Annotated in this window: 10 protein-coding genes and 1 pseudogene; 10 read left to right on the top strand and 1 reads right to left on the bottom strand. The window is 33.8% G+C overall.

Going from position 1 to position 16,098, the window contains the following annotated elements; translation table 11 throughout:
• The first annotated feature begins 72 nt into the window (after positions 1-72).
• From CLOLE_RS11040 to CLOLE_RS22465, 3 genes and pseudogenes are all read left to right on the top strand, one after another.
• Positions 73-2,118, top strand: coding sequence for an ATP-dependent helicase (locus CLOLE_RS11040; RefSeq protein ID WP_013657196.1), 2,046 nt, complete (start codon positions 73-75; stop codon positions 2,116-2,118).
• Positions 2,119-2,285: 167 nt separating this feature from the next.
• Positions 2,286-3,836, top strand: a complete 1,551-nt coding sequence (locus CLOLE_RS11045; protein WP_013657198.1) for a VanW family protein — start codon at positions 2,286-2,288, stop codon at positions 3,834-3,836.
• 75 nt (positions 3,837-3,911) lie between these two features.
• A pseudogene (locus tag CLOLE_RS22465) lies at positions 3,912-5,331 on the top strand (IS3 family transposase).
• Between the two features lie 94 nt (positions 5,332-5,425).
• Here the strand turns inward: CLOLE_RS22465 and CLOLE_RS11060 are convergent.
• Positions 5,426-8,089, bottom strand: a complete 2,664-nt coding sequence (locus CLOLE_RS11060) for a transglycosylase domain-containing protein (RefSeq protein WP_013657200.1) — start codon at positions 8,087-8,089, stop codon at positions 5,426-5,428.
• Positions 8,090-8,614: 525 nt separating this feature from the next.
• On the opposite strand from CLOLE_RS11060, the gene CLOLE_RS11065 reads away from it, so the two are divergent.
• From CLOLE_RS11065 to CLOLE_RS11095, 7 genes are all read left to right on the top strand, one after another.
• The gene (locus tag CLOLE_RS11065; protein ID WP_013657201.1) at positions 8,615-10,720 is read left to right on the top strand and encodes a glutamine synthetase III family protein; all 2,106 of its coding nucleotides are present in this window, start codon (positions 8,615-8,617) and stop codon (positions 10,718-10,720) included.
• 129 nt (positions 10,721-10,849) lie between these two features.
• On the top strand, positions 10,850-11,788 hold the full coding sequence (locus tag CLOLE_RS11070) for a 1-phosphofructokinase family hexose kinase (protein ID WP_013657202.1): 939 nt from the start codon (positions 10,850-10,852) through the stop codon (positions 11,786-11,788).
• A gap of 16 nt (positions 11,789-11,804) precedes the next feature.
• Complete coding sequence (hflX, locus tag CLOLE_RS11075) at positions 11,805-13,061, top strand: GTPase HflX (RefSeq protein WP_013657203.1); 1,257 nt, start codon at positions 11,805-11,807, stop codon at positions 13,059-13,061.
• Between the two features lie 252 nt (positions 13,062-13,313).
• Positions 13,314-13,559, top strand: coding sequence for a DUF6514 family protein (locus tag CLOLE_RS11080; RefSeq protein ID WP_013657204.1), 246 nt, complete (start codon positions 13,314-13,316; stop codon positions 13,557-13,559).
• Between the two features lie 105 nt (positions 13,560-13,664).
• Complete coding sequence (locus CLOLE_RS11085) at positions 13,665-14,294, top strand: YigZ family protein (protein WP_013657205.1); 630 nt, start codon at positions 13,665-13,667, stop codon at positions 14,292-14,294.
• A gap of 99 nt (positions 14,295-14,393) precedes the next feature.
• Positions 14,394-15,125 carry a YebC/PmpR family DNA-binding transcriptional regulator gene (locus CLOLE_RS11090; protein ID WP_013657206.1) on the top strand — a complete coding sequence of 244 codons (732 nt, stop codon included), beginning with the start codon at positions 14,394-14,396 and terminating at the stop codon, positions 15,123-15,125.
• A 124-nt stretch (positions 15,126-15,249) separates the two neighbouring features.
• The gene (locus CLOLE_RS11095) at positions 15,250-16,098 is read left to right on the top strand and encodes a hypothetical protein (protein ID WP_013657207.1); all 849 of its coding nucleotides are present in this window, start codon (positions 15,250-15,252) and stop codon (positions 16,096-16,098) included.

The following is a 16,098-nucleotide window of genomic DNA, read 5'->3' on the forward strand; positions in this document are numbered from 1 at the left end:
ATATAATTTGTCTATAATTTAAAGGGATGATTGTTTCATCTCTTAATATGACTGGAATAGAGGGAAAATATCATGGATTTAAATAAGAGCCAGAAACAAGCTGTGACCTGTTTACTTAAACCTACCTTGGTCATTGCCGGACCAGGCTCAGGAAAGACACATGTCATTATTAATCGTGTTCATTATATGATTGAGCAATTAAACTGTGCACCACAGCATATACTTGTCGTGACCTTTAGTAAATTAGCTGCGGAAGAAATGAAACAACGTTATGAAAAAATTCATGGTGTAACAGGTGTAACATTTGGTACATTACATAGTGTATTTTATCGCATTTTAAGACGTTCAGACCCAAGACGTTATGCCATTGAACATTTACTTTTAGAAGATAAAAAGAAAAGTATCTTGCAAAACCTTATAAAAGAATTAGAGCTTGATGAAGAAGAAGATTTTATAGAAAACTTTACAAAGCATCTATCACTCATGCAAAACCAACTTATAGAATCCAAAAACTATTATCCTGAAGGGATCTCTAGAGAAGCGTTTATTAAGCTTTTAAAACATTACGAAGCCTTTAAAGAGCGTCATCAAGCCTTTGATTTTGATGATATGCTAGTAGCTTGTTATTACTTGTTAGATAACGATGATGCTATTTTAAAAGTTGTCAGAGCGCAGTATCAATATATCTTAATTGATGAGTTTCAGGATATTAATGAAGTACAGTTTCGTATTATTAAAAAAATAGCAGAAGCAAAACGTCAAATTTTTGTTGTAGGTGATGATGATCAAAGTATTTATCAGTTTAGAGGTGCCAAGCCTGAGTTTTTACTAGATTTTAAAAAGCATTTTCCAGAAGTAGAAGAGATTTATTTAGATGTTAATTATCGTTCAACACAAATGATTCTTAACTATAGCCTAGCTCTTATTGAGCACAATACTAAGCGTTATCTTAAGGCATTAACAACGCCTAATGCCAAGGGGAGTGCTCCTTTGTTTATTCCTTGTAAGGATGCTAAGGAAGAAGCTCTTTTAATTGTGAATGAAATTATAAAACGCAAGAATGAAGGACTTCCTTTAACAGAAATGGCTATTATTTATCGTACTAATTTACAGGCAAGACCTATTGTAGAAACTTTATTAGCAGCTAATATTCCTTTTTGTCTACGTGACGGTATGGTCAGCTTATATGATCAGTGGATTACACAAGATTTATTTGCCTACTTATATCTAGCAGAAAATATTAATCAACCTGAGCTAGCAGCCCGCATTATTAACAAACCTAAACGCTATATTAGCAACGCTGTTATGCAGCAAGCTAAACAGATGGGTGGGCATCTTTTTATGAACTTATTAGGGCTAGAAACCTTAACTGAGTGGCAAAAAAACTATATTCAGCAGCTTTTATTTGACCTACAGGTTTTAAAAGAAAAGGATTTGAAAAATGCAATAGCTTATATTCGAAGAAATATCGGTTATGATCAATATGTAATGGACTATGCAAGTTTTCGAAAGATGCCTGCTTCTAGTCTATTAGAAGTACTAGATGATATTGAAGATTCAACCGAAGGCTATGTTTCATTTAAGGAATGGGAAAATATGCTCAAAACGATGTCCGAAGAAGTAAAGACACAAACTAATCATAAAAATATCAAGCAAGAAGCACTTAACTTGATGACTATGCATGGTTCAAAAGGTCTAGAATTTAATACTGTTTTTATTATTGGTGTTGTAAATGGGACAATTCCTCATCATAAAAGTCATTTGCCTGCTGAATTAGAAGAAGAAAGGCGTTTATTTTATGTAGCTATGACACGTGCCAAAGAAAACTTATTCATTTATTCTCCAGAAGAACGACATGGGAAAAATGTAGATATTTCTCCATTTATCAGTGAGATTCAGGTGCAATTAGTACAATCAAAACTCAAAGTAGGCCAATCACTTTACCATAAAAGCCTAGGGAAAGGATTAATAATGGAAATATTGGAAAATGCTGTGATGCTTGTTAAATTTAACAATGGACAAGTACGAAAAATAGATAGTCATTACGCTATAAAAAATGCTATAATAGTTTGGGAGGATGAAATAGATGAAAAACCACACAAATCAAAAAAAGAGTAAAAATAAAAAACACAAACAATCCCTTAACATGTTTGAATGGGGGCAAAAGTATAAAAAGACTTTTGCTGGTGCTATATGTGTCATTCTTGCTGTTTCTATGATACTAAGTATATTACAATTTTAATAGACCACTCTTATCAAAGTGATCAATAACTAGGAGGTGCAATATGAAATCCAAAAGTCTCTTAAAATGGAGTGCCATTATTGGGGCTGTTGTCATTATTGGTATATCTCTTGGTACTATAGGTTACATATACACTAAGGTAACTGAATTTGAACAAGTATTTGCCCAAAATGTATATATAGAAGATTTATCTGTTGGAGGTTTAACAAAAGAAGAAGCTAAGCTTAAGCTAGAAAACATGAAAGAATCTGAACTAAAACAGCAATCAATCGTTTTATATAAAAATGAAATCAAAAAACAGATTGCATGTAATGAACTTGGTATAACCTATAATATTGATGAGACTATAAACAAGGCTTTTGAGTTAGGTCATCAGGAATCATTTTTTGAAAAATATCGTATTTCAAAAGAAGGATTAGCAAATGCACAGAAATTCGAACTTACAAAAACCTTTAGTGATGAACCTATCCATAATTTTATAAAAGAAAATGCCACATTCTTTTATAAAGAGCCTGTCAATGCCAGTATTGAACGAAAAAATAGACAATTTTTTGTTACAAAGGAAGTAGAAGGTGAAGCTCTTGATGAAGAAGCTACCTTTGAAAAAATGGCTGAAGCATTAAAGGAACCAGATAATGAACTTAATGAACTTATAGAAGTAGAAGCAGTTACTAAAACTGTTATACCTGAATATACAGAAGCTTCTTTTGCAGATGTCCAGACACTTATTTCAAGCTTTTCTACTTCCTATAATAATGCCAGTGCCAATCGTAATGAAAATCTAAAGGTGGCAGCACAAAAAATCAGTCGCATGCTTTTACCTGATGAGATTTTCTACTTATCTAACCAATTGGAACCATTTACTGAAGCAGCTGGATATAAAAATGCTGGTGTTATCGTTAATGGTAAAATAGAAGATGGCTTAGGCGGCGGTGTTTGTCAAGTTGCATCTACACTTTACAATGCTGTTCTTTTAACAGATATAGAAATTGTTTCTAGACAAAATCATTCCTTACCTGTAGCCTACGTGCCACTAGGACGAGATGCCACTTATGCAACAGGTGTTATAGATTTTAAATTTAAAAATAATACTGGATATCCTCTATTTATCGAAGGCTATTGTGAGAACAATAAGGTATATGTTAATATTTATGGTCATAAAGACGCTATACCTGAATATGATATCAAGTTTGACTCTGTAGTAACAGAGGTTATTCCTGCTCCGGCTACTAAATATGAAGATGATTCAACACTTGAAAAAGGTAAAGAAGTAGTAGAGATAAAAGCTTTAGATGGTAAACGTGTGAAGCTTTATAAGTTATATTACAAAAATGGTGTATTAGAGAAGAAAGAATTAGTAGATACAAGCTATTATAAACCAAGAGCTGCTGTTATCAAACGTGGCACTAAAGAAGTGGTAACCAATCATACACCTGCTACACCAACTACGCCACAAGCTACTACGCCTCCTACGACAGTTCCTGAAGAAACAGAAACAAATCCTACTGGAAACGAGGCTTCTATACCAATAGATGATATCCCTCCATCAGTTAATCCAGATGATTTAAATAACTTTGAAGTTATACAACAATAGAAAAAAGGCTATGAACATTGTACCGACCCCCAAAAGTTAGACCAAAAATCTAACGATTGGGAGGTCGGTATTTTTATGACAAAACATAGTTTTGAGTTTAAAAAGAAAGTGGTTTTAGAATACCTAAACGGTGAAGGTGGAACACCTTATCTTTCAACAAAGTATGGATTAGGCTCTAATTCACAATTACGCAAATGGATTAATGCATACAAGGAATTCGGAGATGCAGGATTAATGCATTCAAGAAAAAAAGAATGTTACTCTTTTGATTATAAACTTCATGTTGTAGAATTATATTTAACAAGTGAGATTTCGTATCAAGAATTAGCTATTCAAGAAGGAATTAATAACCCAGCATTGATTTGTAACTGGGTAAATAGATTCCAAGTGGCAGGTCTTGATGCTCTAAGATCTCATAAGAAAGGACGGAGGAAAACATTGGAAAAGACTAACTCAAAAGATGCCACGCAACTTACAAAAGATTTTACAGTAGATACAAGCACGGAACATTTACGAGAATTAGAAGATGAATTACTTAAACTTAGAATAGAGAATGCCTTTTTAAAAGAACTGAGGAGACTGCGTTTAGAGGACGAAGCAAAAACGAGAGACTTGCTAGGGTCATCAACAGTCTCCGAAGACAATTCAAACTAAAAGACCTTCTCTCGTACAGTCAAATGCCTAAGGCTACATATATGTATTGGCAAAAGTGTTTTAATAAAGAAAATCCAAACAAAGAAATTGAGGATAAGATTTTAGAAATACATAAAAATAATAAGAACTATGGATATAGAAGAATGTGTGGAGAACTTCGGAATCAAGGATATATAGTAAACAAGAAGAAGGTTCAAAGAATTATGCAGAAGTTCAACCTTCAGGTTACATCATTTACTAGAAAAAGTCGAAAATACAGTTCCTACAAAGGCAAAGTTGGAACTGTCGCACCAAATAGAATTAGAAGACGTTTTAACACGAATATACCTCATCAGAAGATAACAACTGACACAACAGAATTTAAATATTATGAGATTGATAATAAGGGTCATATGACTACGCATAAGCTTTATTTAGATCCCTTATGGATATGTGTAGTGGTGAAATAATGAGCTTTGAAATGGGTAGACAACCATCGGCTCAGAATGTTATGAAGGCTTTAGAAAAAGCAATAGAGATTACTTCTGATTGTCCATATCGTAGAACTTTTCATTCAGATCAAGGGTGGGCTTATCAAATGAAAGCCTATTCAAACAGACTGAAAGAAGAAAAAATATTTCAAAGCATGTCAAGAAAAGGAAACTGTCATGATAATTCAGTAATGGAGAATTTTTTTGGTTTGCTGAAACAAGAAATCTATTATGGTGTTGTGTATTATAGTTATGAGGAATTAAAATCAGCAATAGAACGATATATAAAGTATTACAATGAAAAAAGAATAAAGCAAAAACTAGACTGGCTCAGTCCTGTGCAATACAGAATTAGCCTCTTAGCAGCATAAAAATGCGTAACAGACTTATCAAAAATCTGTTACGCAATAAAAGTCTAACTTTTTGGGGTCACATCACATTCATAGCCTTTATTCTTATTTATTTTTATCCTTGTGGAAAGAAGAAGCCATCATCATCATCAACACCTGGAGTAGGATTTGGATCTACTGTTGGTGGCAAACTTGGCTCTGGTATGGTAGGTGTAGGGGTTGGTGTTGGTGAAGGATATGCACCTTCTGAGCCATCATCAGGTATATCTGGTGATGGAGAAACTCCTGGAATATCACCTGGATTTTCAGGGTTTTCTGTATTATCTGGTCCATGAATATCACAAATCTCATCTTGAACAATAACACCGTCTACTACTTTTCTTACACGAGTTTCTTTAACACGTTTATCAGCTGGGCAGTATTCGTTGGCTACTTTATGTGATTCTGTACAAATTTCAACTTCTACGTGTAAATCACAGTATTCAGTAGGCTTATTAGCTGATGTAAAGAATTCATTTTTAACAACATGATTTGGATCAGCTTCACAAAGAGCAGTAGCACGTTTTCCAGAAACTGTACAAATCTTAATCTCAGAAACACCACTATTATCAATAGTAACTTTGGGGAATGATTTGTACTCTAAATCCTCATGTATTTCACTCATAATTTTACCCCAAATAACAAGGTGATAGTTACCACCATTATTAATTGGTGCAGGCTGAGAATAGCCGGACCATATAGTTGCTACATAATACGGGGTATAACCCGCAAATACAAAGTCTTTATTATCAGTTGTTGTACCTGTTTTACCAGCAATAGGCATCCCTTTAAAGTTAGCTCTTACCCTCGCTCCTGTATGAGGACTTGGGCCATCCACAACCTCTTGCATCATATTCGTCAACATACGTGCTGTAGATTGTTTAAGAACAGTATGAGAATGAAGTGTAATGGCTTCATTTGTATTATCTATAATAATACGGTCCTCACTATCTTTTACTTGCGTATAGAAAACAGGTTTTACATAAACGCCATCATTAGCAATGGCACCATAAGCAGCGTTAAGCTCAAGTGGTGTAACACCTTGAGTAAGTCCACCTAGTGGAAGAGAGTGTACCTTATCTGAATCTGTTAAAGTTGTAAATCCAAAGCTCTTCAAGTAATCAAATGCATTCTCAATGCCAACACAGTCAACTGCTGTTTTAACGGCAATAACATTCATTGAGTTAGCAATAGCTTGACGTACTGTATAAGTCCCTTCATAATTCCCATCCCAGTTCTTAGGTGACCAAGTAGTGCCATCCCCTAATTTATAGGAAACATGTTCATTAATAATTTCAGAACCTGGTGAAAGTTCACCCATATCAAGTGCAGGTGCATAAGCTGCTAAAACCTTAAAAGTAGAACCTGGTTGTCTCTTAGCTTGAGTTGCATAATTAAAGCTTAAGTTAGATTTTTCACCACGTCCACCAGATAAGGCTTTTACTTGACCTGTTGCGTAATCCATGAGTACAAAAGAAGCTTGTGGCTGAGGTTGTTTAATCAGGTTTTCAGTATAAGTATCCTCTGATGTAATACCCCATTCTTCAAGTTGTTTTTGTTTAAAACTTTCAACTTCATCTTCATTATTAACAATAATATTATAAACCTGCTCCTCAATAGGTGTACCATCTGCTTTTTTACCAGAAATACTATAATCTAATTGAATTTTATAAAGGTGAGCAGGGTATAAGCTGTCATCTTGGATGTATTTATCTGCAATTTCTTGCATTTTAGTATCCATTGTACTATAAATCTTTAAGCCACCACCATAAATCATTTTTTTGGCATTGGCTTCTGTATAACCTTGGTCTTTCAAATCTGATACCAGTTGGTTGAAGAGTGCATCTATAAAATAGCTATGTGGCTCTTTTTCAAGATATTCTTGATGAACTTCATAAATATTTTCATATGGATTTTCTTTTAAAGCTGCTGCATGTTCTTCTGGCGTAATATACCCTTGATCTTCCATTTTTTGAAGTACAACCTTAACCTTCTCCCAGTTATTCTCTGGATTAGAAATAGGATTGTAGTAAGTTGGCCTTTGAGTAATAACAGCAATAACTACACATTCTGTTAAACTAAGATCTTTTACATCTTTGCCAAAGTAACGCTTAGAAGCTGCTCTAACACCTGAAACACCTTGTCCTAGTCCAATCGTGTTTAAATAATACTCTAAAATAGTATCCTTTGAATAAAGCTTCTCAAACTCGATTGCTAAATATTGTTCTTGAATCTTACGTGTAAACGCTTTATCAGAACTTAAAATATTATTTTTGATAAGCTGTTGGGTAATGGTACTTGCTCCTTCACTTAAGGAACCACTTTTTAAGTTGGTTACAATTGCTCTAAAAATACCTCTGATATCAATACCATTATGCTCATAAAAACGTTCATCTTCTGTAGCAACAACGGCATGTTGCAGATTAAGAGGGATATCTTTAAGTTCTACATATTCTCTGTTTTCCGCTGGTTCAAAGCTATCGATAGGCTTTCCCTCTGAATCATATACAAAGGAAGTGTAATTTCCCTGAGGGCTAATATCCAATGTAGATGGGTCTGGGGTACTTTTTATAATACCAATAAAAATGCCTAAACCTCCGCCTACTAGGGCAAACATACCAATAATAAGGGATATAATAATAATACGAAAAGCTGTTACTTTTCCTTTCTTTTTCATTTGCTTAGTTTTACTTTTGTTCTTTTTCTCTATTTTGTCTCGAGAATCTTTTGAGTAATTCATAATTTCCTCCTCCTCAACGCTATATTATATCAAAAATATCAGTTTTAAGCAAAATAAGTGTTAGGCATTACCCACCTATTATATAACAGTTTTAGGTTTAAATATATAACAAACACATTAAGTTTTCATATAAATGGGAAAAACAGGAATATATTTTGTGTAAAGTAGGTTTTAGGAGGAAACAAATTCCACACATTATTACCATTTCTATTAACTCTAAGTATTATTATTGCCATTATTTCCATTATTTATATTCAATGAGGTACCAAAATTATTCCTCCTATCTATAAGTGGTACAAAATAGAAGTAACCTTCCATGTTACTAAAGCTATGAATAGTTCACTCTCTATTGTACTTAAAATCTATGAGACTAATGTTTCGGCTTTATATTTCGAAGAATTAAAATTATATTATTCAGCATAATACTCTATAAGATAAAAAAATACGTAAATTAAGGTTGTCATTCCTCAAAACACCATGTTATATTTATGAAGACGAAATTAATAGTAAAGAGGTATCGATGTGATGAACGATTTAAAGCTTTCTGATTTATTTGGAGTAAATGTTTTTGATGACAATTTAATGCGCGAGCGATTACCCAAAGCGATTTACAAAAAATTACATAATACCATTGACAAAGGATTGCCACTTGATCCTGCAGTGGCTGATGTAGTTGCTAATGCTATGAAAGATTGGGCAATTGAAAAAGGAGCCACTCATTTCACACACTGGTTCCAACCTATGAACGGCAAAACAGCAGAAAAATACGATTCTTTCTTATCACCAACTTCTGACGGTCGCATGATTATGGAGTTTTCTGGTAAAGAGCTTATTAAAGGAGAAGCTGATGGTTCATCCTTCCCATCTGGCGGTTTAAGACAAACTTTTGAAGCTAGAGGCTATACCGTCTGGGACTGTACTTCTCCAGCTTTTTTAAAAGAAGATGCAAGTGGGGTAGCACTTTGCATTCCAACTGCTTTTTATTCTCATACTGGTGAAGCATTAGACAAGAAATCTCCTTTATTGCATTCAATGGAATGTATTCAAAGCGCAGGGATTCGTGTATTAAGAGCTATTGGGGATGAAGCCACTACAAAAGTAACAGCCACCGTTGGTGCAGAACAAGAATATTTCTTAGTTGATAAAAGACAATATCAACAACGTAAAGATTTAATTTTTGCAGGTCGTACACTCTTCGGAGCAATGCCTCCTAAAGGTCAAGAAATGGAAGACCATTACTATGGTAGTATTAAAGAAAAAATTGCTAAATATATGCGTGACATAGATGTAGAACTTTGGAAATTAGGCGTACCTTCAAAAACCAAACATAATGAAGTAGCACCTGCACAACATGAGTTAGCTCCTATCTTTACAACTGCTAACGTAGCCTGTGATCAAAATCAACTTATTATGGAAACACTTCAAAAAGTAGCCAATAGACATGAATTAGCTTGTTTACTCCACGAGAAACCTTTTGCTTATGTTAATGGTTCTGGAAAGCATGTTAACTGGTCATTAGTAACCGATACAGGTAAAAACTTGTTCTCACCAGGAAAGCATCCTCACGAAAACAAAGAATTCCTTCTTTTTACATCAGCAGTTATTAAAGCTGTAGACGTTCATGCGGATTTATTAAGGCTTTGTGCTGCTACAGCAGGTAATGACCATCGTTTAGGAGGTAATGAAGCGCCTCCTGCTATTATCTCTATTTTCCTTGGCGATGAAATCACTCACTTATTTGAGCAAATTTCTCAAGGTGAAGAGGTCATTGAAAAAGGTAAACAAATGATGGAGATGGGTGTTGCCACATTACCACAACTCAGAAAAGAAGCATCCGATCGTAATAGAACATCACCTTTTGCTTTTACTGGTAATAAGTTTGAGTTTAGAATGTTCCCATCCTCTGAATCTATTGCTGAAGCAAATACTTTTTTAAACGTTATGGTAGCAGATGTACTTAACGAATTTGCAAACCGCTTAGAAACAGCAGAGGATACTCAAAAAGAAATGGAAGCTATCGTTAAAGAAACGTATTTAAACCATAAACGTATTATTTTCAACGGCAACGGCTATTCAAATGAATGGGTAGAAGAAGCAGCACGTCGTGGTTTATCTAATTATAAAACAACAGTAGATGTACTACCTTGCTTCATTAAAGAAGACTCTATTGCTTTATTTGAAAGAAATCAAATTTTCCATCGTAGTGAACTTTTCGCACGCTATGAAATCTTATTAGAAGAGTACTATAAAACCCTTAATATTGAAGCAAGAACAATGCTTGATATGGTCCAAAAACAAATTATGCCTGCTACACTTCAATACACAACTCAAATTGCAGAACATATTATTGCGTTAAATAAAGTAGGGGTATTTGAAGTTAATGCACAAACAGAACTTCTACAAAGCTTAACAACTGCTATTAATACTTTAAAACAATGTACTGATCAGCTTCACCAAGAGCTTGAACAAAGCACTCATATTGAAGAGGCTTATGATAAAGCCGTGTTCTTTAAAGAGCATATTTTAGTAGATATGGAAGCTTTACGTCAGGTTGCAGATGAATTAGAATTACTGATCGATGAAAAAGCATGGCCAATTCCGACTTATGGTGAACTCTTATTTAGAGCTTAATCAAATATCTCAAAAGTGTTTTGTAGACTTTTAGGTCTATAAAGCACTTTTTTAAATTCTTTATGGATAATTTTATAAGGAATATGCTATAACTATATAAGTAGACTAACATAAAGGTTGGTGAAAAAAATGATTATTACAATAACCCCCTTTCCATCAATTGAATACATATATGGTATTGAAGAATTCACTCCTAATTGCCAAATTTCTTCTAAAAATGTATCTCTCAATGTCTTATCAAAAGGGGTTTATAGTGCTCAAATGATGAAGGTACTTCAAGAAGAACCTATTTTATTAAGTAGCTTTGGAGGATTTGCGGGAAAAAGTATTAAACACTATTTAGATAAAGCTAAGGTTAAATCGGATATTGTTTGGACAGACTATGAAACACCTCATCAGGTTAAAATCACTCTCTCTACCAGTTCCGACTATTATGCTATTTGTAGTGAAGAAGATTTTGCTATTGAAAAAGAGCTCCTTAAATTAAGTTATAAACTTAAAACGCATATCAAAAAAGTGTCAACCTTAGTTTTATCTGGGAGATTACCTCATGGTCAAAATCCTCAAATATATAAGGAATGGGTAAAGGAAGCTAAAGCCCATAATGTTAAAACCCTTGTGTCAACAGGCCAAAAAGAAGTGCTTGACTTTGTTTTAGAAGAAAAACCTTATGCACTTATGTTTACACTCAGTCAACTAAAAGAATTAGGGTATGATATTTCTAATATAGAGACTATTTTAGATCAATTACTTCCCTTGTTTGAACACGGCATTCACTATATTGGTGTTTACTTAAAGGAAAAAGGAGCTCTCATGCTTTCTAAGCATAAATACTGCTTAGTTGAATCACCTTTTTTACCTATTAATAAGAATAATACTGCTGCTAGCGGTGCTTTTTTAGGGGCCTTTGCCATTGGTATTAATCGGAAGTATGAATTAGAAAGATTCTCTAAACTTTGCTTATGTGCTGCTTCAGCAGCTAATTCAAATGTTAATTATCAAATCTGTACAAGAAAAGATGTAGAGAGTCGTTTGAAGAAAACTAAAATCAAACAACTTATCCGCTAATTAAGAAAGGAATACTATGATTACACATAAAGAACAGATAGAAAGATTAATTCTTGTGGCAGCACAGAAGAAACAATATAAAGAAGAAGAGGCATGGGAAAGCTTAGATGAACTTGCTGAACTTGTAAAAACTGCCGGTGGAGAAGTCATAACACAAGTCTTACAACGTCTTGACCACATTAATCCTGGCTTTTATATTGGCTCAGGAAAAGTCGAAGAAATCAAAGAAATGGCTCAGCTTCATGGGGCTACAGGGATTGTATTTGATGATGAGCTGTCCCCTATTCAAATGCGTAACTTAGCAGAAGCACTTCAAATTAAAGTAATGGATCGTACAATGGTTATTCTAGATATCTTTGCTTCTAGAGCACTTTCTAAAGAAGGTAAGCTGCAAGTAGAAATGGCTCAGCTTAAATATCAATCATCACGTTTAATAGGCTTTGGGACAATGCTTTCTAGACAAGCTGGTGGTATTGGTAGCCGTGGACCTGGTGAAAAGAAACTTGAACTAGACAAACGTCATTTAAAAGTGCGTATGGAAATCTTACAAGCAGAACTGGCAGAAGTTGAGAAGCATCGTCAGCTTATTCGTTCAAGAAGAGATAAAAATAATACACCTGTCGTAGCTATAGTAGGTTATACTAATGCAGGTAAATCTACCTTACTTAATCAGCTCAGTGGTAGCGATGTTTATGTACAGAATCAGCTTTTTGCAACACTAGATCCTACTACACGTGGTATCACTTTGCCTAGTGGCTCTGAGATTCTATTAACAGATACAGTAGGCTTTATTCGTAAATTACCACATCACCTAGTAAAAGCCTTTTATTCGACATTAGAAGAAGCTAAATATGCAGATATTATTCTCCATGTTATGGATGTCAGTTCACCTCATTTAGAAACACATCAACAAGTCGTTTATGAAACTTTATCTCGCTTACAAATATCAGATATACCAATTGTTGCTGTTTACAATAAAATAGATACTCATGTCGAAGACTATCCTAAAGATGAACATGCTACCTATGAAACGTATATATCTGCTAAAGAAGGCATTGGCTGTGAGCATTTATTATCTGTTTTAGAAGAAATTTTATATAGTAACATGCAAGCTTTTGATATAGATGTTCCTTATACTAACCAAGATATTGTAAGATATTGTCATGAATACGGAGAACGCTTAGAAGAGGAGTATACAAATGAAGGTGTAAAAGTAAAAGGCTACATGCCAAAAGATAAATTTTATAAAATTGAAGCATATATTTTGTCGTAATCATGTGAATTATTAGATTATAGATAAGTGGGACAAATTAAATATCGCAATATCTGCCATTATCCTTACTTTTTAAAAGATTTTTTTATCTTTGCGTTTTGTTTTTACCATTATTTGTAAGTTATCTGTAGAATAGGGTAGCTTTCCACGGAATAAACACGATATATTATTGTGTGAAATTTCAGCAAATAATAGTATAATAAATCCATGAGCAGAGGCAAGAAATAAAATTCTTTATCTTGGAGGAAGTTTATGTTAATGGAAAAGCAATATATTGGACAATGCGAAATCCCAAATATGACCATTCGCTACTACATGATTAAACAAGGTACTTACTACGGAGTTGAACTAGTCGAAGAACAACGAGATAAACTTATTTGTATGTCAGAATTGATATCAGAGGTAGCCGAAGTAGCTTTATCTCTTGCTGAAAAACTTTTTAAGAATAATGTAACAACCGTTACTTTAACAGATATTATTGATGACTGGATTGGCTGATAGCTATCAAGACTACTAGGAACAGCTTCCTAGTAGTTTTTTGTTGCTATTCATTTATTTTTTATGATAGTATTAAATTAATTTTAACAACAAGGTGATATGATAATGGATTCTTTTAAAACAATAGCTCAAAATGGTGAAGCACTCATCATTGAGAAGAAATCAAAGTTCATTGCAACTGTTTATCAAGTGCAAACAGTAGAAGAAGCAGATTTATACATGCAGCAGCTTCGAAAAAAGTATTACGATGCCACGCATAACTGCTTTGCTTATCAAATAGGAGAGAATAATGAATTTCAACGTTCAAGTGATGATGGCGAACCCCAAGGTACTGCTGGAAAACCCATATTAGAAGTCTTAAAAGGAGAGCAAGTAAAAAATACACTTATTTGTGTCACAAGATATTTTGGTGGAACGCTTTTAGGAACAGGTGGACTTGTAAGAGCTTATGGTAGAGCAGCTAAAGAAGGCTTACTTACTGTTGGGATTATTGAGAAAAGACGTATTCGTCTTTTTACTTTAAAAATGCCTTATACACTATCAGGGAAAGTTCAATATCTTTTAGGTGAGCGGAACTATGTTATTAGGGAAAGTATTTACTTAGAGGATGTAACCTTTATTGTAGAAGTACAAGTTCATGAGGAGAAAGCCTTCATCAAATGGTTAGAAGAAAACACAAATGCAGGTATTGACATTTTACCAGGAGCATATGATTGGATTGAAGTGAAACTATAAGGACTTATTGCTAAAAATAAGTAGCTTATGGTAAAATAAAGCATATGTTTTATCAAACCTAACCCCATGGGGTTTAAATCCAAGGAGGAATAAAGATTTATGTCTGGACATTCAAAGTTTGCCAACATTAAGCATAAAAAAGCTAAAAATGATGCGCAAAAAGGAAAAGTATTTACAAAAATAGGGCGTGAAATTGCCGTGGCCGTTAAAGAAGGTGGTGCAGATCCTTCTCTTAATAGAAAATTAAGTGATGTTATTGCCAAAGCAAAATCAAATAATATGCCAAACGATACAATCCAACGAAGCATCAAAAAAGCAGCTGGTGATGGAGATAACGTTCATTATGAATACATTACTTATGAAGGTTATGGTCCAAGTGGGGTAGCTGTTATTGTTGAGACCTTAACAGATAATAAAAATCGTTCAGCTGCCAATGTACGTTCTTACTTTACAAAAGGGAATGGAAATATGGGAACAACAGGGTGTGTTTCTTTCATGTTTGATAAAAAAGGTCAAATTGTTATTGAAAAAGAAGCAACTGATATGGATGAAGATGAACTAATGATGATGGCTATCGAAGCTGGTGCAGATGATTTTGAAGCAGAAGAAGAAGGGTATACAATTACAACTTCACCTGAGAGCTTTTCAGATGTACATGCAGCTTTAGAAGCAGCAGGCATTGAAATGGCTGAAGCAGAAGTTACTATGGTACCACAAACTTGGACGACACTTACTTCAGAAGCTGACATTAAAGCAATGAATCGTATGCTTGACCTTCTTGAAGACGATGATGACGTGCAGAATGTTTACCATTCATGGGATGAAGAATAGATATTGATAGTCAAGGGATTAGTTGAAATTTAGTTATAAAAATTAGCGTCAGTGATGGCGTACATGAGACTTCTAATGATGATGTACAAACGTGCTAAGTATATCATCATTGGAGGCTTTTTTTATGTCTAAAGGACTTTTACTAGAAAATTTACTTAATGAATATTTATTAGACATCAGAATAAAAAATTATTCTGATAGGCAATATGGACCAACATTTGATTATATTTCATCCACAGGTCTAAGTGGGTTAAAACTTAAGGTTCCTTTGAAAAAGATTTCAAACGTAAATTCCGATAGTGATACATTAACAGATAGCGATGAGATTAACTGGGATTTAATTATTAATGGGAAACTTCCAACATTGGGAGAATTAATGGATAGTAAAGAACAAAAAGGATACGTAGTTGAAGGATTATCTAGAATGTCTTCTTCATATAAAGATGCTAGTAGATGTAAACCTATATTACCAATTCTTTCTGACCCAATAAAAGAGGATGGTGATGAAGATGGCATTTGGGATGATAAAGAGCCAAATAAATTAAGAAAAGATACTCTCGAAACTTTGTATGCTTCTAAAATTTCTAAAAAAAATAGTAAAAATAATCCTATTTATGTTAATATTAAAGAAAATACAGTATATATATCAGCTAATGTTTATATAGTAAATAACACAATGGACAGATATACAAAACTTGCACTGGATGGAATAAAAGAAAGGTGGGAACAAAATATAGTCGGCTCAAGTTATGATTTTTTACCAGGACTGAAAGGTAATGTAGTTGTGACACTTAATCAGGTTGACTATGAAGAAATAGAGAATGGAGAGAAATATCCAGTATATATAAGAATAAATGAGATGGGAGTATCACATAATCTTAATACAATATTATGGAGTATGAAAAAATCAAATTTCTTTGTAAATGTCTCTACCAAAGATCCTAGGAATGAAAAACCATATTCAAGTGATTAA

It is taken from the genome of Cellulosilyticum lentocellum DSM 5427 (genome assembly GCF_000178835.2).
GTDB lineage: Bacteria > Bacillota > Clostridia > Lachnospirales > Cellulosilyticaceae > Cellulosilyticum > Cellulosilyticum lentocellum.